Annotated in this window: 18 protein-coding genes; 1 reads left to right on the top strand and 17 read right to left on the bottom strand. The window is 62.9% G+C overall.

The window, feature by feature from the left end; all coding sequences use genetic code 11:
* Positions 1-17 precede the first annotated feature (17 nt).
* From EN850_RS29415 to tssA, 16 genes are read right to left on the bottom strand one after another with little or no spacing between them, the layout of a single operon-like run.
* Positions 18-992, bottom strand: coding sequence for a DUF4150 domain-containing protein (locus EN850_RS29415; RefSeq protein WP_135880691.1), 975 nt, complete (start codon positions 990-992; stop codon positions 18-20).
* The gene (locus EN850_RS29410) at positions 993-2,018 is read right to left on the bottom strand and encodes a beta-ketoacyl synthase N-terminal-like domain-containing protein (protein WP_135880690.1); all 1,026 of its coding nucleotides are present in this window, start codon (positions 2,016-2,018) and stop codon (positions 993-995) included. It lies immediately after the preceding gene.
* Complete coding sequence (locus tag EN850_RS29405) at positions 2,015-3,118, bottom strand: DUF2169 domain-containing protein (protein ID WP_135917249.1); 1,104 nt, start codon at positions 3,116-3,118, stop codon at positions 2,015-2,017. The genes EN850_RS29410 and EN850_RS29405 overlap by 4 nt, the downstream gene beginning before the upstream one ends.
* Positions 3,118-3,645 (bottom strand): type VI secretion system-associated protein TagF, encoded by a 528-nt coding sequence (gene tagF, locus EN850_RS29400; protein ID WP_135907063.1) that lies wholly within the window; start codon positions 3,643-3,645, stop codon positions 3,118-3,120. Before tagF ends, EN850_RS29405 begins: the two co-directional genes overlap by 1 nt.
* Complete coding sequence (gene tssM, locus EN850_RS29395) at positions 3,642-7,178, bottom strand: type VI secretion system membrane subunit TssM (RefSeq protein WP_135880687.1); 3,537 nt, start codon at positions 7,176-7,178, stop codon at positions 3,642-3,644. Before tssM ends, tagF begins: the two co-directional genes overlap by 4 nt.
* A gap of 1 nt (position 7,179) precedes the next feature.
* Entirely contained in the window at positions 7,180-8,502 is a 1,323-nt protein-coding gene (gene icmH / locus EN850_RS29390) for a type IVB secretion system protein IcmH/DotU (protein WP_135880686.1), read from the bottom strand.
* Between the two features lie 4 nt (positions 8,503-8,506).
* A complete protein-coding gene (tssK, locus tag EN850_RS29385; protein ID WP_135880685.1) occupies positions 8,507-9,841 on the bottom strand; it encodes a type VI secretion system baseplate subunit TssK in 1,335 nt (444 codons plus the stop codon).
* A 39-nt stretch (positions 9,842-9,880) separates the two neighbouring features.
* Positions 9,881-10,333: a type VI secretion system lipoprotein TssJ gene (gene tssJ / locus EN850_RS29380; protein WP_027059521.1), complete on the bottom strand. Its 453-nt coding sequence runs from the start codon at positions 10,331-10,333 to the stop codon at positions 9,881-9,883.
* Positions 10,334-10,336: 3 nt separating this feature from the next.
* Positions 10,337-11,803, bottom strand: coding sequence for a type VI secretion system-associated FHA domain protein TagH (gene tagH / locus EN850_RS29375; RefSeq protein ID WP_135933044.1), 1,467 nt, complete (start codon positions 11,801-11,803; stop codon positions 10,337-10,339).
* Positions 11,800-12,867 carry a type VI secretion system baseplate subunit TssG gene (gene tssG, locus EN850_RS29370; RefSeq protein WP_135880683.1) on the bottom strand — a complete coding sequence of 356 codons (1,068 nt, stop codon included), beginning with the start codon at positions 12,865-12,867 and terminating at the stop codon, positions 11,800-11,802. Before tssG ends, tagH begins: the two co-directional genes overlap by 4 nt.
* Complete coding sequence (tssF, locus tag EN850_RS29365; protein WP_135917247.1) at positions 12,831-14,705, bottom strand: type VI secretion system baseplate subunit TssF; 1,875 nt, start codon at positions 14,703-14,705, stop codon at positions 12,831-12,833. The genes tssG and tssF overlap by 37 nt, the downstream gene beginning before the upstream one ends.
* A 1-nt stretch (position 14,706) precedes the next feature.
* Positions 14,707-15,462: a type VI secretion system baseplate subunit TssE gene (gene tssE, locus EN850_RS29360; RefSeq protein ID WP_135881127.1), complete on the bottom strand. Its 756-nt coding sequence runs from the start codon at positions 15,460-15,462 to the stop codon at positions 14,707-14,709.
* Positions 15,449-15,910: an Hcp family type VI secretion system effector gene (locus EN850_RS29355; RefSeq protein WP_032926026.1), complete on the bottom strand. Its 462-nt coding sequence runs from the start codon at positions 15,908-15,910 to the stop codon at positions 15,449-15,451. Before EN850_RS29355 ends, tssE begins: the two co-directional genes overlap by 14 nt.
* A gap of 46 nt (positions 15,911-15,956) precedes the next feature.
* Complete coding sequence (gene tssC / locus EN850_RS29350; RefSeq protein ID WP_027033815.1) at positions 15,957-17,462, bottom strand: type VI secretion system contractile sheath large subunit; 1,506 nt, start codon at positions 17,460-17,462, stop codon at positions 15,957-15,959.
* A gap of 3 nt (positions 17,463-17,465) precedes the next feature.
* Entirely contained in the window at positions 17,466-18,005 is a 540-nt protein-coding gene (gene tssB, locus EN850_RS29345) for a type VI secretion system contractile sheath small subunit (protein WP_027033816.1), read from the bottom strand.
* A 6-nt stretch (positions 18,006-18,011) separates the two neighbouring features.
* Positions 18,012-19,184: a type VI secretion system protein TssA gene (tssA, locus tag EN850_RS29340; RefSeq protein WP_135907066.1), complete on the bottom strand. Its 1,173-nt coding sequence runs from the start codon at positions 19,182-19,184 to the stop codon at positions 18,012-18,014.
* Between the two features lie 320 nt (positions 19,185-19,504).
* On the opposite strand from tssA, the gene tssH reads away from it, so the two are divergent.
* Complete coding sequence (gene tssH, locus EN850_RS29335; RefSeq protein WP_135917246.1) at positions 19,505-22,309, top strand: type VI secretion system ATPase TssH; 2,805 nt, start codon at positions 19,505-19,507, stop codon at positions 22,307-22,309.
* A 1,567-nt stretch (positions 22,310-23,876) separates the two neighbouring features.
* Here the strand turns inward: tssH and EN850_RS29325 are convergent.
* Positions 23,877-24,683 carry an aspartate/glutamate racemase family protein gene (locus tag EN850_RS29325; protein WP_136092774.1) on the bottom strand — a complete coding sequence of 269 codons (807 nt, stop codon included), beginning with the start codon at positions 24,681-24,683 and terminating at the stop codon, positions 23,877-23,879.
* Positions 24,684-24,709 lie beyond the last annotated feature (26 nt).

The raw sequence follows: 24,709 nt of genomic DNA, 5'->3' as shown, positions 1-24,709 counted from the left end.
ACTCCTGGTGTGTCGGTCTATTTTCTGGGCTTTGGCGGCTTCATCGTCTTCTTGGCCTCCTTGCCGGGCAATGGGTTGGAGGTTCTACCCTTCTGGCTGGCCCCGAATGCGCTTTGCTGCTCCTCCACCGCTTCCTTTGCCTTCTTGATGCAATTCGCATTGAGATCCTGAAGGTCGTCGAGACATGAAATGGTTGCTTCGGTAATCTTGCTCATCGGCGCAACGCCGAGTTTGCCCTGCGCTTTCAACTTGGCTTTCGCATCCGCTAGTTTTTTGCCCTTGAGTTTGGCCAGGCCGGGTCGGCCCAGCGTTACGATCTGCTCACGGTCAGCCTCATGAATCCGTTCGTGATCATCAGGACTGAGACAGATGCATACCCCCTCTCCGAGCGTCGGAGCATTGGCGATGCGCGTCGATGTAACGTCCGCGTTCGCCCGACTACCCGTTCGGAAACACTTGTCCGGTACGATATGGTGTGCCTCGCCGCCATTGTCGTTGCAGACCGCGGCGATCGCGTCATAGGAGCCAATCAGGCATTTTTCCGTGCTGTAAATGACTCCGGCGCCGGTGGCCAGTTTCGGAAAGGTCAGCGTATTTCCCTGCGGTGAAGCATGATTGTTGGTGGACAGGTCCGTCATCCGGTTGACGGGCTCGCCGTCGGCCTTGACATTGCTCGACCAGGCGACGGCGTATTCCTTGCCGGTATTCTTCGATGTGATGATGCCCTTCTTGGTCGCGCAGCCCGCTTCAGTGCCACTTGTCTTGGTGTAGTAGGATTTGTTTTTCTGCGTGATCGTCTGGCCACCGATCTTGACGGTGCTGGTGCCTTTGTCCGTGTCGCTGTCGAAGCCGAAAGAAGGATAGGGAATCGGAACGCCAGGGGGCGTTGCCGGATTCTCCGGCGGCGTGAAGCAGACATCAGGAAAGGCCGCTATGACCTTGTTACCCTGCGCCTTGCAGGCGACTTCCAGACTGTTGGCGTAGACTGTCATCTATGCAGCCCTCGCAGCAAAGATGGCTGCGCCGCACGCGCCGGAGTCTTCGGACGCCTCGATCAGGACCGGATTACCGGCCGCGTAGCCCTTCCTTGCCGCCGCGAAGGCCATGCCGATCATCACAGGCACCGCCGCCGCTCCGATATTTCCAAGCGATTCACCCGGCGACCACAGGTCTTGAAAGTCATGCGCACCCCGCACGAGCCGAAGGCTTGCCAGGGCCGTTTGCTTGAACCAGTACTGCTCTCCGATAAGGTCCGAAATACGGAACCCCAACTGGTTCATCTCGATGCCGGCCTCCTTCAGCGCGTGCCGATAGGCGGTCGTCAACCCGTCCCCGCGCAGCGGTTCGTCAGCCTCGTTGTAGATGTATGCATTCTCTCGGGCGAGGCCCAGACCGTGCAGCCTTAGTCCGGATCCATGACCAGCATGGGTGCACAGCACAGCGGCCGCGGCCTCGCCTGGAATGAAGCCGTTCGGATTGTTGGTGGCCAGCAAGCGACGGTTCGCCAGATAGAACCCTATCGCCTCGGGAGTGAGGTAGCTGTCCACCCCTGCAACAATGACTGCTGAGGTTCCCCCTTCGGCCAGCAGCCGGCGCGCCTGCTCAAGTGCTACCAGTCCGGATGGCCGGCCATGCGATATGGTGCGCGATCGTGGGTCGACGGCCATCTCAAGGATCGCGCATACATTTCGCACGAGCGCGGAGGCATCCTGGACGGGTGAACCAGGCCGCGACGCCTCTGGAAGGCACAACAACATCGGCGTCCGTTCGCGTGCCTGTGGCACCGTGGTGCATATCTCGCTTATCGCGGCCGCCAGCATATGGGTCATACGCTTCTGGCCGATCCATTTTCGCGGCATGGTGACAGGGGAGCCAAGCAGCCACTCGCCTTCATCGTCGGCGTACTGCGTCTCCTTGAAGCCGTCCAGGCGGGCGCGGAGCGCCGCACAAGACGACGGCGCATCAAGGCCGACGGCCGTCACCATCCCGGTCGCTACGATGTCGAGCGCAGCCGTCATGCGTCCTCTGCCTCCGGCTGGATCGGCTCCGCGATCGGCCGGACATATGGCTTCTTGACGGCTTTGGCGTGGAGCATGCCTGGTGTCGGCGGCCCGACCCAGCATTCGGTAAAGTCGAGGATCGTGCGCTGGAGGCGTTGCGACACACGCCAGACCAATGAAAAGCGCCGATTTTCGGTGTCGAACAAAACAGTGTCCGGATGAATATCGGCCTCGAATGCCTTGGTGTAGCCCTTGAACATTGCAACTTTGATGGCCGTGGCTGGCATTCTGAAATGTTCGCGCCCCCTTGGCGTCAAATTGATCAGCTGCATTTCCTCGCCACCGCGCGGCGGATCGATTTGCTGGTCGGGCGGGGCCACCTGGAAGTAGCGTTCGTCGAAGTCCGGCGGCAGAAACGGGAAAATGTTGTTGGCCCAATTGTCGTCATAGGTGCCGCCATATTCGATACGGCCCGGCCAACCGCGGCCCATCGGGCCAAAGCTCATCGGCTTGTAGTCGCCGAAGGGCGAGCGGATCTCTTCGCCGACAGCTTGCGTGTTCGGCAGACGCAGGCCGGGGATGAGGCGCTGGTTCCTGATGCGCGACCACCCGGTTCCGACTGGGTTGTATTTGTAGCTGGCCGGCAGCTTGTCCTCCGGATCCAGCCTGTCGACGCCACCCCAGGCGACGTCATAGGAGATGGGCAGTTTCAGGAAGGGTTGCGGCGATGTGGCGCCAAAAACCGGGCCGATGGCGCGCCATTCGCGGTGGCCGACGACCTCGAACAGTTTTGACCAATTGCCAACCTTGATGCCGACCGGCACGCGCTCGGCCGGGCGCCCGCCCGGCGCATAGGCGCAGCCATTGGCGATCACGTCGCAGCGCGGTTTGCGGAAGGCGAAATCGGTTTCCCATAGCGTGGCGGAGTAGCCGGGTTCACCGGTTTGCGTGTCGGCAAAAACCAGCGGCACCTGTTCTGCCGATCTGTGCACCAGCCCGCCGGGCGTTGCGGGAAAGTCGAACGTGCCCTTGACCACCACGACGACCCACTCACGCCCGGTCGTGTCAGCGCTCACGCTGAACTCGTGCCGGTAACCCATCTGGTTCCAGATCCGCATCAGCTGGTCTCCCAACTGGCGGCGAGAATCTGTTCTAGCGTCGTTTGCGGCGATTGCGGATCGATGTCGAAAATGTCCGAACGGGCTGTCCACATCACCATGTCGCCGATGACTTCTTCATCCGGCTCGACAGGCGGCACCGGCAGTCCGGCCAGCGTGGCATCCAGCTCGTCTGGCGTCAGCTCACCGTTCTGGGCGGCGATGGCCGCCTCTTCGATCGCGGAAAACCACGCCTCGGCGTCGGCCAGCAAAACCGGAGCTTCAGAAAGCTGCGCAACGACGCTCAGAGGAAACTTCCTGCCGACCCTGTCGGCGCTTTGCACAATGATGCCTGCCGATGCGCCGAAGGACGCCGGGCCGGCCAGAAAGCGCAGCGCGGTTGTGCTTGGCCAAATTTCCGAGCCGAACAGCGGGACGAGATGCTGCGCCAGCCAGCGGTCCCAGCCGCGGACAAAGTCGCCCGACAGCCGCCGCGTCACGAAATCGCCGGTGGCGGGCATTTTGCCGTAGAAGCCGGGCAAGGTCATATCTGTGGCGGACATGAGAATTTCTTGAACATCTGCAAATTGTAGGGGTTCTCGACGCTGGCGGCCTTGAGTTCGAAATCGGCCCACATTCCCTTCGTGCCTAGGCGCAGGCTGTAGACATCGGAGAGCGATGTGCCGGCGAAACGGCCGTTGCGCAGCATCCTCAGCCACGCCCAGCTGCCAGTCTCGTTGAGCATGATTTCGGGCGAACCGTCGATCGGCTGGAAGGCGAGCGAGATGACCCCGGTGCCGTCCTTGCCCGGCCAGGTCATCGGTTGCGGCCGCGTCGCATTGTTGAAATAGACGAGGGTCTGACCATCGAGATTGAGCGTGACGCGCGTAACGTTGGGAGACAGGTCCTTCGGTTCGAGCGTGAAGCTCATCACTGGCCCAGTACCACCGGGAAAGAGATCGTCGCGGATATGCCTGGCCTGCTCGAACGCCGCCAGCGCCGAAGGATCGAGGCCGAAATCGGCACGCCATTTCCATGGCTGGCTGGTGGTGTCGACATAGTTGATCAGGTGGTCGTTGATGAAACCGTCGATCAATCCGGCCGGTCCAAACAGGCGGGCGAAATCATGCACATTGACATCCACCGCGCTGTCGGCGCTAAACGGATAGCGGTCGTTCAACGCCGCCTGGCAGAAAGGCAGTATGTCCGCGCGCCAGATGGCGTTGAGCTCCGATGTGACCGCCTTTTGCGTCAAATTGCTGGTGTCACCGGCAATTCCGCTAAGCCAGACATTGATGGGGTCCGGCAGGATCTGTGCTTGCCTCGCGACGGCACCGGTCAGCTCGGCGAGGCCGCCTTGCTTCTTGATGGCATCCTGCGGATTGGGGTTGGCGGTGACCGTCTGCAGGACGTTCGACAGCGCGGTCAGCGCGACAACGGCGGCATCCAGTGCCGGCGGCTGGCCGTCGACCTCGGCAATGGTGCTCTTCAGCGGTTTGAAATGTTCGGCCACCAGATTGCCGGTCAGGTCCACCTCGCTGGCTGACCCGGCGCGGGGCAGCAGCTTCGCACCGCTCGTCGCCAGCTTGCCGAGCTTGCCGAGCTTGCCGAGCAGTTTCGAGGCGCCCTTGGCCGCCGACTTATCGTCGGCGGGGGCCTCATCGGAGCGCGTCAGTTCGGTCTCCTGGACGACCGCCGTCAGCAGCCGTTTCAGCGCGGAATCGGCACTTGAGAGATCCTTCAGATTTTCGCTGGCGACATTGAGATCGGTTAGTGGCGCGAGCCGCATGTCTCGCAGGAAGCTGTCCCATTGTGCGATGTAGTCGTCATAGTAGAGTTTCAGAATATCCTCGGACAGCGCCGAGACCGAGGTCTCGGAGTTTTCCGAGCAGCCGCCGGCGAAAACCGCGCGATCGAGTGCCGCCTGGGCGGCGACATCGTCGATGCGGTCGAGAATGGCGTCGTGGAAGCCGGCATAGGTGAAGGCTCCGTAAATGCCGACGCGAAGTGTCTTGTCGGAACGCCTCGCAAACACCTTGCCACCATTGGGGCCGGCAAAATTGGCAGGGATCCACTCCTTGAGCCCGGCCACCTCCGGATCGGCCAGCAACTGCTTGTAGGCCCGCGCCGGCAACGAGATCGTGCACACCGTTTTCAACGCTTCGGCAACCAGCGCCTGGTCGGGCGCGACATAGCTTTCGTCGACCGCCATACGGCGGATCGCGGCAAGCTGATGCTCTTCGGCATCGGCGGTCGGAAAGGGTGCCGCGGCGGCGAATTCCGGCAGGCTGTTCACCCACCAGTTCTGGGCGAAATCGGTATCCATCTGCGACAGGCCCGTCATCATGCGATAGGTCTTCAACGCGCCGAGCATGAAATCCGGATCGCGGATCTGCCGCCACATGGTCGCCTCGAGCAATGCGACCATGCGTGGTTCAAGCACGTTGCGCAGGGCGTGGTCGTACGTGTCGGCCTGGGCCCGCACCAGTTCCGCCGAGGCCGATGGGCCCAGCAGATCTTGGGCGCTGCCCGGCGGTGCCGTCTTGGCATTCGCGACCGCGTCCATCGCTTCGAGAGCGCCGTCGATGGCGGGTTGCTGCACCGATGCCGGATTTGCAGCAGCGGAAGTCAGGGGCGCTTGCAGCGCTTCGAACTGGCCTGCCTGTGCCGTGATCGCGTTGCGGTTGTCAAAATAGGACCAGGTGAACAGCCCGCCGGCCAGCAAGGCCGCCCCCGCGCATGCAGCCGCCGCACCGCGCCAGATCCAGGCGCGGCGGCGCTGCGCCAGCGGATCGAACGTGCCGAGGCCGGCTTCCTTGAAGATGACCTCGGTGAGCAGGTTCTTCAGGAAGAAGCTGCGTTTCTCGACCCTCGGTGCGGGCAGGGCCCGCCGTGGCGGCAGGCCGAACGACGACGACAGCGCCGCGGTCAGTCGGTCGATGGGCGCTCCTTCCTGCGTCGCCGATGTCAGATAGAGCCCACGCAGCCAGGCGGCCTCTTCATACCGGCTTTCGCCGAACATCGCCTCGATCAGCACCTGGATCGGTTCGGACAGGCTGGACAGTTGGGCGGGAAACCTGAAGATCTCGGCACGGGCGGCCAGTTTGTCCTCATCCTCCAGGCGCGGCACCAGCCGCCGCTCGAGTTCCGTCGAGAGCGTCGAAATTTCGCGTTCGATGGTCTTGGCGTCCACACGCGCATCCAGCGCGAAGGTCGTTCCCCAGACCTGCTCGCGCGCGGGGGTGGACAGGCTGCCGAAGAAAGCCTCGAAACCCTTGATCAGATCGGCCTTGGTCAGCATCAGATAGACCGGGAGGCGGATTTCGAGCCGGTCGTTGAGTTCGGCCAGCCGGCGGCGGATTTTGCGGCCATGTGCCTTGATGGCTTCGTCACCCTCCGAAAGCACGTCGATCGACAGCGCGACGATCACACCGTTGAGCGCGCGGCGGCCGCGATGCTTCTTCAGAAGGTCGAGGAAGCCCAGCCATTCCGCCGCGTCGACATCGGGCTGGCTCTCCTGTTGGACATAACGGCCGGCGGTGTCGATCAGAACCGCGTTCTCGGAAAAGAACCAGTCGCAGTTGCGCGTGCCGCCGACCCCTTGCAAATCGTCGGTGAGGTCGATCGGGAAGTTCAGTCCGGACTGCCGCAGGGCCGTGGTCTTGCCGGTGGCTGGCGGCCCAACGATCACATACCATGGCATCTCGCGCAGGAACTTGCGCCCGCCGAGCTTGCGGCGCTTCAGTTCGGCCATCACCTCGGCGAATTTGGCACCCACGGCCGCGACGTTTTCTTCGCCAGGCCCGAGGGGCTTCTCCGCAACTGGTGGGGCGATCTCGGCGACGAACATGCGATTGGCGCGGATGGCGCGGCGCTGCGCGATAATCAGCCAGACCAACCACAGGATGATCAGCCCCGCGATCATGGCAATGCGCACATTGTCGGAATCGAAAGGCGAATAGGGACCGATCCTGACGATCGGACCGAACACCCAGATCACCAGCGAAAGCAGCGTGATGCCGATCAGCGTCCACAGCCAGCGCGATGTCAGGACCGCCCACAGGAAGCGCAGGATGAACATCTCACAGCCTCTTTTCGACGAGCACCTCGACACGGCGGTTCAAGGCTCGCCCCTCGCGCGTGCTGTCGCTGGCCACCGGGTCGGTGGCCGCGCGGCCTTCGGAATGAACGCGGTCCTGCGGCACCCCGTTCTGCACCAGCATGTCGGCGATCGTCTGGGCGCGCGCCTCCGACAGTCGCTGGTTGGTCGACAGCGGATTGGTCTTTTGCAGGGGAACACCGTCCGTATGACCGATCACGGTGATGTTTCCGATCAGCTCCTGATTGGCGAGGATTACCTTGGCGATCGAACCGATCAGGGGCTCGAAGCCGTCGCTCAGTTGGGGCCGCGACGACTGGAACAGTTCGGGGTTGGAGGCCTGGATGATCAGCTTGGCCAACGAAACGCTTTCGGTGCCGCTGAGGGCGGATTTGAGCTCGGCCGGCGCCCCGGCCTGGAATTCTGGCAACAGCGCAAAATCCACTTTTTCAGGGGGCGGGGCATCGACCTTGGGCGACGTACGGCTGATATCGCCGCGTGTGGGCGGCGGCAGAGCGCGCACAAGGGCGGAAAGCTCGACTGCCTGGCCGCTCAGCCCCATCGACAACCCGATATGGATGGCTGTGGCAACAACCGCCGCGCCGAGCGCCATGACCCAGATCGGAACGATGAAGCGCTGCGGCTCGTCGGATGCGATGACGCCCTTCCAGTTTGGCGACAGCGGCGCACCTTCGGCATCGGCATCGCGCAGGAAGCGTGCCGCGGTCAGGCGAACCGCATTGAGCGAGCGATCGCCTGACCGGCCGGGCACTCGATATTTTCCGCGGAAGCCGAGCGCCATGCAATCATACTGCAGCTCCAGCAATTCGCGATCGCGATTGGGATGGCGCTCCAGTTCGTCGAGCCGCGTGAAGAACTGCGTGCCGGCATCGACATCGCCCCGCAGCATCACCACAAGCGGCTGGCGCGGCCAGGCGCTGGCTCCGCCCCATGGCGTGTTCAGAGCTAGATCATCAAGCAACGCCGCCACGACCCAGGCTGCCTGATCGGCCCGCTCCATCGAGGACCCTGTCGACATTGCCGTGTCGCGTGCCCGAACCAGTTCCTCAAGCAGCCGGGTGCGCAGCGTTTCCGGGTTCTCCGGCGCCAGTGCGCTTTCAAGCTCCGGCGCGAATTCCAGCAAGGGCGCGAATGCGTTGACGAGCGCATTCGGGTGGGTGCGCGACCGCTTTACCGCCGCGCCCGGCAACAGCGGCGCCATCGGCCTCGGCGTCGGCGCGCCGGTCAGCCGTATGCGGGTGCGTTCGCGATCCTCCGACAGTCCGAAAGGATCATCGCGGCTCATGATCTCACCTGTTCACCGAGTAGCAGTCCACCTGCGGCTCGCTTGGCAACACGCCCGAAACGCCGATGACGAAGCCGGGAGCATCGAGCAGCGACGCCCAGTGCTCGCTTTTCTGGTCCAGCTCAAGGCATAGCCGATCGCCATCGTAGGGAATCTCGCGCGGCTGGGAATGAAGCGGTTTCAGCGGAATGCCGGGCAAACGCGATTTCCACAGGCCTTCGAACTGGTCGGCCGAACCGACTGTCGCCTGATTGACGAAGATCTTGCGTAGCGCGTCCTCCGACAGCTCCGAACCGACCCGGATGACGATGCGGCTGGCCACCAGCAGCTTCGGGTTGTCGATGCGGATTTTCCAGACATTGGTCGAATGCCGCATGACCGGCAGCGCACGCGATTTCGGTTCGATGTAGCGCAGGCTGAGGATAAGCGAGCGCAGCGCGTCGGCCAGCGCCATGTACGCGGGCCCCGGTGCCATGTGGTCGTAGGCGGGCAACTCGCCCAGCCGCCGCGCGCTCGATCCATAGGTCGCCATCGAACCGGCGAGTCCGGCAAGTTCCAGGTAAAGCTCGGCAGGATGGAAGACATCCTGCGCCAGCATGTGGGCCAGCCGCGGGCGCGCCGCATTGGCGAGGTTGAGCATCAGCAGGTCTTCGACGCTGCGCCCCGGCCCGCCCATCACCATCTTGCCGTGCGCCTCGGCGATCTGGTCGAGCCCCGTGACGACTTCCAGCAGCAATTGCCGGTACCAGGCCACGGCGCCGGTTACCAGTGTCGGCGGCAGGAAGGTCTCGTCCAGCGCGACGCCGCCATCGGCTCGAACCCCCTTGAGGTCGGCGATCGGCAGGGCGGTGTAGCCACCGACGGACTTGCCTGGTGCGAGCAGCAGCGCCTGCGGAACGGCGATTTCGATTTCTTCAGGGTCCGAACCGCCTTGGACGGCGTCACGTACCGAGACGATCCGCCCATGATAGCGTGCCCCCGAAGTGGCGGCGTGTGCTGGATCGAAGCCGACACCGCCGGGCGGTTCGAGCGGCAAGGCCACCAGCACCGGTCCGGCAGCCGTGTCTGGCGTCACCGGCAACGGCCGCGGCGCGTCCATCATCTCCGGAATGGCGAAAGGTGTTCCGTCCGGGAAGATGCCGCGAGCGGACAGGATGGCGATCTGGCCTGCATCGAGTAACGCCTGGTCCAACGTCAGCTGCTGAAAGCCGAACGTATGCAACTGCCCGGCCTGCAACGCGCCGCGCACGGTCGCCTCGAAGAAACGATCCTGCTGCTGAAAATGCTGGGTCCGCAGGAAAAGACCCTCGGACCACAGCACCCTGTTTGCATCGCTCATGCCGTTACTCTCTGCATTGAGCTTCCCTTGCCCTGGCCGCTAGGCGGAGATACCGCCCTTCCCAATCGTGACATTGATCGTGAATTTTGATCCCGACGACACCGACTTGGTTGTGCGCCAGTTCCTGCCGGTGGGCTCGCGGATCAATGCGACGAAGCCCAGCGCTGTCGCATCCGGCTCGACGGTGATGGTCTTGGACGCGGATTTTCCCGGCCCGACGGCGATCTGGTCGGATCCGATGAGATCGCCTGCCAGCGCCGATCCGGCATCGCCCTGCAGGGCAAAGTAGTCGGCGGAATTGAATTTGCCGGTGCTGCGCAGCCGCATGACGAGAACCGTCACCGGCCGGTCGCCGCCGCCTGGTCCAGGGTTCATGCCTGCCCCACCTGTCACATTGATGGTGATTACCGAAGGTTTCGGCGGACCGCTCTGGCAAGCCGCAAGCAGTCCGGTTGCGCCCAGGGCAACGATGAATTCGCGTCGGTCGATCATGTCTCACTCCTCCTCATATGCATCCCGAAAATCGGCGCCGATTTCGCCAAGAAAGCTTTTTTCCGCACTCTCGGCGATTTCACGATGGCGTTTCTGGTAGAGCTCCCACAGCTTGGCGCCGCGCCCGCCCGAAAGCAGGGTGCCGATCGCGGAATTCGATTTGAGCTCCTGCTCGATCGCTGCCGGCTCAAAACGGTCGACCATCCGCCGCAAGGCGGCCTGCACGCCGCGCCAGGCGCGCACGTGATGTTGCGCGAGATCGCGAACCGCGTCGGCGATTGCCGCTTCGCCGGCGAGAAAGCCGGGGCTGCGTTCGGCAATAAGAGTGACGATGGCGTCGTCGACCGTCGGCAGGAACTTCAGTGGATTGACTTCGGAAGCCCCTACCATGGTCTGGGCGACACGGGCATTGCCCTTTTCCTCGGCCCGCTTGCGCAGAAGCTGCATCAGGCCTTCCATCATCAGCCGGTATTCGCGGCCGAACTTCTCCATTTCCGCGATGCTGTCGCGGCCAGGGAAATCGGCTTCCTCGACGCCCATGCCGTGCAGGAATGCGGAGCGAAGCGCCTTGTCGCCCGGCCGGGCCACTGCCGGCTGGCGGGCGGGCGTAGCAGCAGCACCTGTCCGCGCCGGGACGGGGCTATCAGCCGCCTGCCCGGGAAAATCCCAGGGATTGGCGGGTCGCTGGGCGACGCGCTCGCGCTGGCCAGTCGAACCGACGCCGTTTGCCGAACCGGTCGCGGCGGCGGGTCCGAAACCAAAATCATCGCTGAAATCGGACGGTTTTCCATGAGCGAGTTGGGCTTCACGTCCGAGGGACGGCACGGGGTCGAGGCTGAATGGATCCGTTTGGCTCGCCGCGCCGCCCGGTTCGAGGTAAGGGGTGGCGTCTTTCGCCACAGGCGTCGAAACCGGATCGAGGCTGAACGGGTCATCGAAAGCAGGCGAACTGCGCCGGCTGGAGGCGGCACGCTCGAACGCGCCCGCAACCGGCTGCTCGAACGGATTCGGCAGATCAGCCGGACGTGGCCGTCGCGGCTCCTCCTCGACCTTGGCGGAAAAGAAGTCGTCACGGCCGATGCTCACCGGCGCCCGCGATGCCGGCGGCAAGCGTTCCGCAACCGGCTGGCTGGCGGCAGGTGCCTGGGCAGTTGGCGTCTGTAGGTCGACATGGACGACGTAGTCGCCAAGTCTCAGCCGCATGCCGCTTTGAAGGCGCGTCGACTGGCCGGCACCAAGCGGGCTGTCGGAGTCGTTTATGAAAAGTCCACTGCTCGACATGTCTGTGACGAAATAGCCGTCTCGCCCGCCAGTGATCTTGCAATGGGCGCGGGAAACGAACATGTCGGGATCGTTGATCTGCCAGCCCGCGTCCGCACTGCGGCCGATCACCAGCTCACCTTCGTCAAGCCGGGTCTGCCGTACCGCCTGGGTGCGTGGCCCTTGCTCCAGCGTCAGCAGCAAGCTCATGCCGCGACCCCCGCCATTTCCGGCCGCCATCCGACAATTGTCCGCAGCCGCAGATCGTCAGCATCGCCCCTTTCGGCGGGCCGCGCAAGCCAGGCGGTCCGGCCAAGCTGGACCGCTCCGAGACGGGGTGGAGGCACCGCTTCAAGCGCCAGCACGATGCGCAGGTCGACGTCGAGTGATTCCCCGACCATGTCGCGAACGGCGTGCTTGAACAGTTTGAGACGCGCGCCTCCCGGTAGGAAGGCCTTGAACTCCTCAAAGGAGAGAGGGCCGACGCGCAGCTCGATCCTGCTTTGGCGGTTGAAAACGCGCGGGCCGATCGTCGCCCCCCGGCCGAGCCCCGCATAGGCTTTTGCGAGGCGGGTCTGCAGCCCGGTTGGTATGGTTATCCAGGCGGCGATGAACTCCTTGATCTGAACCGGCACCCTGAACGCTTCCGCCAGAAACAACGTCAGCCGTTCCGGACCGTCGACCTGGCTGGCGAGCGCTGCGGCTTGACGAAGCTTAACAATGTCGAGATCAGGATTTTTGGCGCCGGGAAGTCCGATCCCCGCCATCGCTTCAAGCATGGCGCGAACGCGGCCGCCGACCGCGCGCTCGACCTGGACCGCCGGATGCGCATCCGCCCAGGCCCGGTAATAAAGGGCAATCATACGGTGCTGGAGGATGTTGACGAAGTCTACGAAGGTCGTGTCGCTGGTCTGCTGTGCGTCGGCACCGGCGAACCAGCGCTGCGACAGGCGGTCAAGCACCCAACGCGTCAGATGCAGCGGCATCGGCCCTTCGGGCCCCAACAGACCGAGATTTGAAACGGTGACTCGGGCCGGTGCCTTGTCGGTGGCCTCGCGGAATTGCGCCAGGTCCCGCGCGGAAAAGGCGAGGCGCACATGCTGGCCGAGCCTTGCCGGCTCGCGGTCGGGGCGCCCTGAATGGCCGAACAGACCGCTCCGCTGTTCGAGACGGCGCAACAGTTCGAAAAAGTCGAACGCCTCAGACAGACCTTCGGCCCGGTCCGGGCCGCTACTGTCTAGATCAGGTAGCGATTGCCGGGCGTCATCGGCCATGGCACATCCTCCTGCTTCTGCAGCAGCCGCGTGCGGGTTCGCACGAAGCCGTTTATTCCGGCATGACGGGCAAACAGCCGCGCCAGCAAGGCCGAAAGCAGCAAGGTGCTTTGCCCGGCCAGCACCGACTGATCGACATGCAGCGTCACTTCAGTGCCACGCCCGAAGCACATCGGCCCGTCGATCTGCAGCCGTTCGATCACCGACCGCGAGTCGATGCGCACGATCGAGTGGACGTTGCGGGCAAGGCTCGGATCGCCCCGGTCGGCATAAAGATCAAGCAGCGCATGCAGCGGGTCGACGCCGCGGCCTTCCTTGGCGAGGCTGAGAAAGTTGAGCGCCAGCTGCGCCACCAGTCGCCAGGCGAGATCGTCGGCCCGGGAATCGCCTTCGGCCCCGGTGGGCAGTGCCGCGGGGATGGCCGGCTGCGGCGGACGCAACGCACCGAGCAGGCGAACAGATTCGACCGGATCACCGGCCTCCAGCGTCAAGGTCGGATTGTCGTCGAGGATCGGCAGGTCACGGTTGGTGCAAAGCGCCATGATGTCGAGACGCTTCAACGGCCGGTTCGCGGCGGTTCCAAGTGGCCGGGATACGGCCAGGAAGACATCGTCCCCGGTGTATGACGTGCGGGTCAGCCCATCGCGCCGTTCATCCTCAGTCGCCCGGCGTGGGCGCCGTTCCGTGGAATAGACCCAGCCACTGCCGCGGTTCTGCCCGAGGCTGAACAACTCAGGTATCTCGGCGTCGCTGCCTTCACTGTCGGCATCTTCGACGCGGAGGACACGATAGATCTCAAAGTCGCGCGCCCGCGTGCGGTCGGCGTGCAGCACCTGCCGCGTCTTGCGCGCGTCGAGTTCGACGACGTTGCACTCGCGCTCGAACAGATTGATGATCGGCGTCGCAAAAAGTTCGAAATCCGCCGGCGTCAGATCGGCGAGTTCGGGCGCCGGGCGGCGGAACAGGAAGATGATCTCGAGTCCGCCCTCGCATTTGCGCACCACCGGCTGCAGCGCCGAGACCCTCACATAGTGAAAGCGTTCCGGCATGACAAAGTATTCGCGCAGCAGGCGGTACCCTTCGAATGTCGGGCGGGTGCGCGGCATCAGGGCCTCGTCGTCGCTGATGCCGACCATTTCGGGTGCCGGCAAGGGCGACAGCCGGTTGGTCTTGCCTTCCGGCCTTGCGCCTATGGCCACGCAGGCGCCGAAGATCGCATCGAACAAAAGCGGCGCCTTGGTGCGTCCGGCAAAGTAGAGGTCAAGCTGGTCGAGCGCCAATTCGTCGAGTTTGCCTTTTCCGGTCCGCGTCAGAGCCAGACGCAGCGCCGCCTCGCCGCCGGTGTCGCCGATCGGCCCTATGCCGGCCGCCGCCAGCGCACTGCGATCCTGAAAATAGCTGACCGAAGTGATTGCTATCGGCCACAGCGTCATGTCTTGCGCTGTGGAGAAGGTGCAGCGCGTCGACAGGCCGGGCTGCAGGCTGGAGACCAGCCGCGTGTTGCGCTTGACGACGTGGCCGGCGGGCATGGTCTGCACCTGCTGGCCGGGTTTCAGCACGGCCATCGCTGTCGCCGGCGCCGGCGTGACCAGATCGGGATAGAGAACATCGAGCACGCTGCGCGAAAATCGCGAGCGCTCGGCGTCGACTTTCAGCCGGGTGCGTGCGGCGAGGAAGGCGACGCCGTCCAGCAGCCGTTCGACATAGGGATCCGGGCAGGGCACAGTATCGAGGGACAGGTTGCGCGCCACTGCCGGATGCATGTCGGCAAATTCCGCCGCAAGGCCGCGGATATGGGTCAGTTCCTCCTCGTAATATTCGACGAAAACCCGATCCATCTCAGGCGTCCCTAATTTCGGTCCGCGCCAAGCCGTTGTCGAGATTGATCGTGGTGCGCAGGCGCATGCGTTCCGGTGTCGGCGTCATGATCAGCACGGCATCGATCTCGATCTTTAGCCCTACGGTCTTATCACCAAGGGTGACGGTAACCTTCGTCGCACTTTCCTTGAGGCGGGGCTCGAAGGTGGCGAGCACCGAGCGGATTTCGCGCGCCAGCACGTCGCGGTCAAAGTCGCGGGACGAACGTCCCGAGAAGGAAGGCACGCCGTAATTGACCACGCTTCGGCGGACCTCCGGAAAATCGGCGAGCGACGGTGGGTTGTCCGCCATCTGCTCGTTCTCCAGGTCGGAAAGCAGCGGTGTGGCCTCGAAGCGCTCGGTGTTGAACAGAGCCTCGATGTCGCGCCGCACCGCTTCCCTGAGCACGCGGGCCGATACCACCACACCACGGCTCTCGATCTCGACGCGGTGCTGGGTCTGAAAGGCCAGGCGATGCAGACGCCGTTTCTGATCGGGCGTCAACTCCGCATCCGCGTCGATGCTCCGCGCACTGCCGGCAACCAGGGTGTCGAGACGGTCCGCGCCAAGCTCGTTCAGTAGGACATGGCGCAGCCCGTCTATCTCCGAGGTCAGGCCCGGCAGGTCGTTGACGAGGCGATCCCACAGCGACGGCTGGACGGCCTCGCTTTTCGCCCGCAGGCTGCCCGCGATCTGCTGCTTGCCCGCGCCGGGCCGCCGAACCTCACTTGCCGACATAGACATCCATTTCGGCTTCATCATTGCCGTCATAGACGAACTTGATCTTCTTGTAGGCGAAGCTGACCGCTTCCTCGATCAGGTCTGCCTCATCGTCAGCTTGCGACATGTCGTATTCCATGATCGAGGCGTCGGTCAGCGTAACGACCAGGTAATCCTTGCTTTCGCCATCGATGGTCCGACGTGCCGAAAACACCACCTCATTGAGGGCCTTGTTCTCGAACAACGCCTTTGCCAGGTAGGGCGAGGATTTGTCATAGTGTTTGGTGAACTTGATCATGCCCATGGACACGCGGCCACGGCGTGAGAGCGAATTCGGATCATAGGGTGCGACCATCTTGTAGTCGACGCCATGGACTTCGATCTCGTCCGAGTGGCCGTCGCGGGTGCTGGGGCCCTTGATATCGGGGACCTTCAGAAAGCCATCAATCTTCATGGTCGTGGGCATTTTCTCTCTCCACCGCTTTTAAAAACCAAGATGTTGTTGCTGCAAATCAAGTCTTCACGGACGGCAGTTCCGACACCAGTCGGAGCGAGGCATTGATGCCCTCCAGCTGGTAGTGCGGGCGCAGATAGAAGCGGGCATTGTAGTAGCCTGGCCGCCCCTCCACGCTGTCCACCTGGACCTCGGCAGCGGCAAGCGGACGCTTGGCGCGCGCCTTGTCGTCGGCAAAGGCCGGGTTGGCCAGCACGTAGCGGTTGATCCACTCGGTCAACCAGATCTGCATGTCGGAGCGCTCCTTGAACGAGCCGACCTTGTCGCGCGCAATGGCCTTGAGGTAGTGCGCGAAGCGCGAGACGGGGAAAAGATAGGGCAGGTTGGCGCTCAGCCGCTCGTTCGACTGTGCATCGGGATCGACCAGCCGGCCGGCACGCGTTTCGTCGTCCTGCAGCGAATGGGCGCCGATGAAGGCCGCCAGATCCGTGTTCTTACGGTGCAGGATCGGCATCAGGCCGAGCTTGGCCAGCTCGGCCTCGCGCCGGTCGTCGATGGCGACTTCGGTCGGGCATTTCATCGCGATCGAGCCATCATCGGTCGGGAAGCTGTGCACCGGCAGATTGAGCACGGTGCCGCCATTCTCGACGCCGCGGATTTGCGTGCCCCAGCCGAAAAGCTTGTGGCTGCGGTTGATGTTGACGCCCATCGGGAAGGCGGCGTTCATCCAGACGTATTTGTTGTGGTCGCCCTGCACCTCCTCCTCGAAGGTGAAGCCCTTCACCGGAACGGTATCGGTGCCATAGGGCAGCCTGGCCAGAACGCGGGGCATGGTCAGGCCGATGTAGCGGGCGTCCTCGCTCTCGCGCAGCGACTGCCAAGAGGCATAGGCCGGGTTGGAGACGATCTGCTGCAGGTCTTGCGGGTTCGGCAGTTCCTGCCAGCTGTCCATGCGGAACAGGCGCGGCGAGGCGGCTGCGATAAACGGCGTGTGCGCCGAGGCGCAGATGCCGGAGATATTGCGCAGCAGGCCGACGTCGCGCGGGTGGTTGGAGAATTCGTAGGCACCGATCACACAGCCGATCGGCTCGCCACCCAGCATCGAATACTCGTCCGTATAGACCTTCTTGAAGATCGGGCTCTGGTCCCACATCTGGCCTTCATAGTCTTCGAGCGTGTCGCCCAGCTGTTCCTTGGAGATGTTCATCACCCGGATCTTCAGCTTCTGGTCCGTCTCGGTGTTGTTGACGAGATACCAGAGGCCGCGCCAAGTGCCTTCCATCTCGCGCACTTCCGGTGCGTGCAGGATCTCGTTGACCTGTGCCGTCAGCATCTTGTCGATGCCCGCGATCAGCGACTTGATCGACTTGATCGCATTGGACGAAATGGTCGTGGTGTCGGAACGCGACTGCGCCGCGAGTGCCAGATTGCGCACGAGTTGCTGCAGCTTCTCGCTGTCGTCCTTCTTGACCTTGAAGTCCTTCTCGAGGAGGCCGCTGAATTCGTCGAGGTTTATGGCTTCGGCCTCGGCGGCGACGGCGGCGGTCTTTTGCTGTTCGGCCATGGTTTACTCCCCTGCCTTGTCGTCGTCGGCGAGCGCCTGGCCGGCGATCTTGCCAAGCAGCGGCTCGTTGTTCAGCAACTGCGCGATGCGTTTTTCGGCGTCGACACGGCCGTCCATGAAGCCGAGCAGTTCCTCGAGCTGGCGGCGCATCTTGAGGATCTCGGCCAATTGCGGCACCTGCGCGGCAATTTTGTCGGGAGCGAAATCACCCATCTTGGTGAAGGTGAGATCGAGCGCCAGTTCCTCGTCGCGCTCCTGGCCTTCGGCCTGTGGCAGCGTGTTCTTCACTCGGGCTTTGACGCGCGGCCCGAGCGCCTCCATGAATTTGGGGAAGCGGTTGGCGTCGGTCTCGACGAAGGATCGGTCCAGCACCGATTTTGACGCTTCCTTGGTCTGCGAAGCGCCGGAAAGGTCGGCCATCACCGCCATCACAAACGGCAATTCGATCGTGGTCGGGCTACCGTAGGTTTCCACGTCGTAGGCGATCTGCACCCGCGGCGCGCGATTTCGTTCGATGACCTTCGCTTTGCTTTCGGCTGGCATGTGCTGTTACCTTTCATCCTTCTGGGCCGTCTTCTTGACATCGGGAACGCCGGCAAGGAGCCGGAATTCCTTCAGCCCAGACGGGGCGAGATCTTCCATCAGTTCAACGAAATCCATGTGCACCATGCGGCGCACGCGCCGTGCCAGGTGCGGTATAGGGCTCGACGGTTCGGTGCGGTCGTAGAAGGCGACGACCAGGTCGAGGCACTTCACCACGTCGTCGCGCGAGGAGATCCGGTCGGGAAGCCCCGTGCTCGAGTCCGAGTAGCTTGCCGCACTTGTCATAGTATCGGCTCCACGACCGTTTCGAGCAGGCGTTGCCAGTTCTCCCGGGTTGGGCGTCTTGGCCGAGCCATTCGCCACGGCGCCGGCTGCCGAGTTCCGTTCGAGGGTCGTCAGCAAACGCTGGAGAAACCGCTTTAATTCCGGAACGGGAGCGCCGCCGCCTTCGAGGCGGGCGTTTAGGGCGGTTTCGACCGCGTCAAGAGCTGCGATCGCTGCCCTGGTGTCGGCGACGAGCGCGACCATCTCTGCGCCGGCCTGATCGATCTGTGCCGCACATCCGGCACGCACCCGGTTCAACAATTGTCCGTGGGCGCTGACCAGTGCGGCCTTTTCCGCCGTGTTCAATCCCGAGGCGGCTTCCTGGAGCATGATACGGTCGTCGAGCGCGCTTTGTTCCAGGTCGCGTCCGCTGATCGGTCCGATCGCGCGTGGCGTAAAGAAAATCATTTGCCGCAGGTTCGCCAGCAACCCGTCCTGACCATTCTGGAGGTCGAGCAGTGCGTTGATACGGCGCAAGGCAGCATCGCGAGGCGTAGCGTTGGGCCGCAGGGCCGGATGCATGGTTTCCCAATGCTGATCGAAGGTCTGCGCGATGAGGGTCAGACCCTGCGCGAGCCCGGCCAGTCCGTCTTCATTGGCCAGCGCACGCGTGACGATGACCAGCAGGCGCAGGTCGCGGCCATGCGCGCGCAAGTCCACCGCCTTTGCCAGCACTGCGGACCAGTCGACCGGAATGGTGCTTTGCGACGTGGGCTTGTTGTTGCCGTCGTGGACGACCTTGACCTCGGGCTCCGTCAGGCGCTCCAGCTCATGAAAAGCCGGGTCGTTGCGCAAATCCTCACCTGACGGGTTTCCACCGTCGAGCGGACTAAGCCAGAGCGCGGCATCAATCACTCAAACCCCCAGCGACCGACCTCATACCGTAAGTGACGCAACGTTATCACAGGGTTGCACTTTACCACAATTAAACGACGGCTCAAAAATTAACAGAAGCTAAACGCCACCGCCTCCAGAGTGCCGGAATCCTTGGTGTGGTGGCCGAAGCTGCAGGCGAACCGCATCGCGGAGGCCGTTTACAGTCAGTGGTGCGGGACTTTCCACAAATGGAAACGAGCCGGCTAAACCGGGCATTGCGACAGCGGTACATCAGGCGCTTTGTCAAGTGATGGCTTATGTGGCAATTTATCGGCTGGCAGACTGCAGGAGCACGTTCGATGGAACAGCGCCGGTCATCGCAGACTTTCAAGCGCAAGGAACTGGTCGGCAAGCTCAATCCTGTCGGTGTCCGCGCCTTCAAGGCGGCTGCGGACACCGCCAAACTGCGCGGCAACCCATACGTCGAACTCGTCCATTTCGTCGAGCAGCTGGTGCTTTCCGACCGCTCGGACGTGCAGATGATCATCGCCGATGCGGGCGTGGATGCGAGCCGGATCACCGCCGATATGACCCGCGCCGTCGACAAGCTCCCCTATGGCGCCACATCGATCGAGGAGTTCTCCGACCATATCTTTCATGCCATTCAGGAAGCCTGGAACCTGGCTACGCTTGAGTTCGGCGTGGAGGAAGTCCGCAGCGCCCATATTCTGCTTGCCTGCCTGAAGACGCCGGTGCTGGAAGGCCTGCTGTCGAAGATCAGCGGCGAGTTTAACAAGATCGATGCCGACGCGGTCATCGCGCGGTTCGCCGATGTCGTGGAGGGTTCACTCGAAGCCGGCACCTCGACCACGCTCTCCGTCGCGGAGGCGCCGAAGCGGGCTCCGGGCGGGGATTCGGCGCTGGCGAATTATGCCACCGACCTGACCCAGCGCGCCCGCGACGGCAAGATCGATCCGGTCGTCGGCCGCGAACCAGAAATCCGGCAGATCGTCGATATCCTGATGCGGCGCCGGCAAAACAACCCGATCCTGACCGGCGAGGCCGGGGTCGGCAAGACGGCGGTCGTCGAAGGCTTTGCCTTGCGTATCGCCGAGGGCGACGTGCCGCCCTCCTTGCAGAATGTCAGCGTGCGCATGCTCGACGTCGGATTGATGCAGGCGGGCGCCAGCGTGAAGGGCGAATTCGAAAAACGGCTGAAGGCCATTATCGATGAGGTTCAATCATCCGAAACGCCGGTCATCCTGTTCATCGATGAAGCCCACACCTTGATCGGCGCCGGTGGCGCGGCCGGAACCGGTGACGCGGCCAATCTCTTGAAACCGGCGCTGGCGCGGGGCGAACTTCGCACCATCGCCGCGACGACCTGGGCCGAATACAAGCAGTACATCGAGAAGGACCCGGCGCTGACCCGCCGTTTCCAGGTGGTCAAAATCGACGAGCCGTCGGAGGCGGTGGCCGTCCTCATGTTGCGCGGTGTGGCCGGTGTCCTGGAGCAGCACCACAAGGTGCAGATACTGGACGAGGCGATCGAGGCCGCGGTCGGCCTTTCACATCGCTATATCCCGGCGCGACAATTGCCGGACAAGGCAGTGAGCCTTCTCGACACCGCCTGCGCCCGCGTCGCCATATCGCAGCACGCCACGCCCGCCGAGGTCGAGGACATCATGCGCCGTCGCCAAGCGCTGGAGGTCGAAAGCGGCATCATCGGTCGCGAGGCTGCGATAGGCATCGAGGTGACTGACCGGCAGGCCCGGGTCGACACCGGACTTGCCGAAACCGAAATCACGTTGGCCGCGGCTCAGCAACGCTGGGATCGGGAAAAGGCATTCGTCGCCGAAATACTCGAACTGCGCGCCAGACTGCGCGGCGAGGGTGTTCCGCTCGATCCGGTGGAGACGCCGGAAAGCAATACCGCAACGGCGGGCTCCGACACAGTTGAGGCTCAGCCGCCGAAGACCGAAGCGCCTAAGGCCGAAGTGCCCAAGACTAAAACGACGAAAGCCAAAACAGCCAAGACTGATGTAGAAGGACCGGCCGCTGCCCCTCCATCTGATCCTGCCGCCGATCTCGGCCGGCTGCGCGAACTGATGGCCGAACTGGCCGAGGCGCAAGGCGAGACACCGCTGATCCTGCCGTCGGTCGATCGCAATGCCGTGGCGGCGGTCGTTCAGGACTGGACGGGCATCCCGACTGGGCGGATGCTATCGAGCCAGACCGAAAAGGCGCTGCGGCTCGCCGGCAGCCTGTCCGAACGCGTGGTCGGACAGGATCACGCCATGGAGATGATCGCCAGGCGGGTGCAGACCAGCCGCGCCGGGCTCGGCGCGCCCGAAAAGCCGGTAGGCGTCTTCCTGCTCTGCGGCCCTTCGGGCGTCGGCAAGACCGAAACGGCATTGGCGCTGGCCGAAACGCTCTATGGTGGCGAGCAGAACCTGATCTCGATCAACATGTCCGAGTTCCAGGAGGCGCACACCGTCTCGACGCTCAAAGGCGCGCCGCCGGGCTATGTCGGCTACGGCAAGGGCGGCATCCTGACCGAAGCGGTGCGCAGAAAACCCTATTCGGTGATCCTGCTCGACGAGGTGGAGAAGGCGCATCCCGACGTGCACGAAATCTTCTTCCAGGTTTTCGACAAGGGGATGATGGACGACAGCGAGGGCCGCCGGATCGACTTCAAGAACACGCTGATCCTGCTCACCTCCAATGTCGGCTCGGAGGTCATCATGGACCGCACCAAAAATGGCACGCTGCGGGCCGGGCTCGACGATCTGGACACCGCCTTGCGCAGCCCATTGCTGAAAGTCTTCCCGGCGGCCTTCCTCGGCCGGGTGGTGACCATTCCTTATTATCCGCTCTCGGATTCGATGATCGAAGCAATCACCCGTCACCAGTTCGCCAAAATCGCCCGCCGGCTGCGGGCAACCAATGATGCGGAACTGGTAATCGGCGACGGTGTCATGGATCTGATCAAGGCCCGCTGCACCGAGATTGAATCCGGCGGCAGGATGATCGATGCCATCCTGACCAACACGCTGCTGCCGGAACTGAGCCGCGGCGTGCTGAACCGCTCGCTCGAGGGCGAAAAGATGACTAAAGTCACCGTCGGCGCCTCCAAGGAAGGGTTCACCTATTCCTTCGAGTAGGAATGTTGATGACGATTTGCTTCGGCGTCTCGCGCATAAGCAGGCTGAGCCGGTCAGCTCGACGATTTTTGAAGGCATGGAAGTACCTGCCTGCCGTTCCATCTCGGGCCAAAGGGCGAGTTTGTGTGGCGTGATTGACCTACTGACGGTACTTTTCGCAGGGCAATGTCATCACGTCGAGACGCTTCTGTGTGCAAAAATCGAGCGATTGTTCCCGATAGTTGGTGAAACCTCAGAATATTTTTTGTCGCGATTTTCCCTTTAAAATCAAGAGCGTAACTTTTTGACGGACTGTGCGTCGGCTTTCGGTGCCGCAGGTAAGAAAAAACCCAGCTAGATCAATGACCTAGCTGGGTTGGGAACAATCGAGTGGGAGTAGGGGTTAGGCGGCAATAGCGTGGTTTGCCGAACCATTTCCGGCGCGATCGCCTCTTTCGCTGTTTGGTTTAGATAGACCTCTTTCGATCTCCTGGCAAAACACAGGATTGATCTGAACGAAGTTGGGAACGGTTGTGAGTGCAGTCGGCGCGTCGGGGAGTTGCGGCGTGCAACGGCGTGCAAATAGGCGGGTTCCTTTGCGCTCAGAGACCGTCGTTCAAGGGCAGCTTAGTCCCTGGGCACTTGGTTAGGCTGACCAAAATCGTCACCCTCTACGCTTGGCCATGATCCTGTTCCATCAGCATTATGTGGCCCGATCCGCCTCCGGATTTCGCACGCTCGTCCTTCTTGCAAATGATCACGCGGATGGCTACTTCGACTGACGTATTTCTGGCGGTTTCAGTCAGCGGGCGTTCGCCGTGCGCCCTTCATTGGTTCGTGTCTGTGACTGTAATGCAGCGCGGTCCTTCCAAGCGAGAACGACCATTCAGACTGGCAACGGCGAGCCGTCCTTCATTTGCTTGATCTCAAGCTGGAAATTATCACGGACACTTCAAAAAATTGACACGGTTCCCGGTCGAGCGGGAGCAGCACGCCATGACCCGGCATGGAATGGTCGAGCCTTCAGCCGCAGGCGCTTCGCCTCCGGCAACGGACCCGCGCGCGCCCATGGTGACTATCGATGTCGACAGGGCCACACCCAACCGCATCTCGGGTCGGCAATACCGCGCGGAGGCGCAACGAAGCGGCCTGTCCGCATCCACCCCTGCGCTTCCAAGCGGCGGTCGCGCCATCGCCGACATCAGCCGCAGATCGAAATCCCCATAGCCATCGACTTGTGGCCCGCGGGTTCCTTCCTCGGGGACTTTCGTACGCCTGCCGGCGCCCGAAACTCTTCACGTCTGCAGACTTGCGGCTTCGAGGCTCGGAATGTCAGAAACGGACGTTCAGGCATCCCGCGTCTATCGACGCGGCTTGACCTATTTCTCGAAGCGGGTCGTCACCCGTGGAACCGCTTGAGCTCGGCGAGGCCGCATTCGACGGGATGATGCCAGGTAACATGGGAGCGCTGGCAGTCCGTATCGCACGATATGTCCAGGGCCGGTCAAGAGTATCGAGGAGGCAATGTATCGCCTGCTTTATGCCACCGAATGGTTGCACGGTTGGTCGACGGCAAACCGATTCTGAATCAACCGGAAGCGTTTCCCTTGGGGTAAAAGCCCGTCACACTGTTGAGGACGTGGTCAGTGTTCGCAGGTGCCAAAACTGCCGGAGCAAAGGATGCAAGCGCGCCAGCATAGGGTTTCGCCAAGGGATAGGCATATGCCCCCCGTTTTGACGTGCTTAACCCTTGCGCCACTAGCGCCTCGGCCTGTTTCACCGCAGCCGCCACGCCGTCGATCACGGGCACGCCGTATTCGCGGCGCAGCTCATCCATAAGGTCGGCCATGCCGGCGCAGCCGAGTACGATCGCCTCAGCGCGATCCTCAGAGAGTGCGCGGGCGATCTCGCTCCTGAGTTTTGATTTTGCGTCCGATGCTGGATCCTCAAGCGACAGTACCGGAATGTCGGCCGCGCGCACCTTCGCCTTGCTTTGCATCCCGTAGCGCTGCACCAGCGCTTCTAGCGGTACCCGGGAGCGATCCATGGTTGTCACCACGGTAAAACGCTGGGCGATGAAAGCTGCGGTCACCAAGGCGGCTTCGCAGATGCCGATAACGGGAATGGTGGCGAGTGCTCGTGCAGCATCAAGGCCGGTATCGTCGAAACAGGCGATCACCGCAGCGTCAGCCCCATTGCGCTCGGCGCATGCGATTTCATCAAGCAGACCCGGTACCGCCAGTGCCTCGTCGTAATAACCTTCGATCGAAGCTGGGCCCATGCCGGATGTGGCGGCGAGTATCTCAGTCGAGCTCGCCGCGACCGCGGATGCAGCCCTGGCGATCGTCGCGGTCATGCTGGCGGTTGTGTTGGGATTGACGATGAGAATACGCAAGGCGTTACCTCACTTTCATGCGGCGA

The sequence above is a fragment of the Mesorhizobium sp. M8A.F.Ca.ET.207.01.1.1 genome (genome assembly GCF_004794715.1).
Classification (GTDB): Bacteria; Pseudomonadota; Alphaproteobacteria; order Rhizobiales; family Rhizobiaceae; genus Mesorhizobium.
The sequence above is the reverse complement of the archived record's forward strand: the minus strand, read 5'-3'. Positions and strand labels throughout refer to the sequence as shown.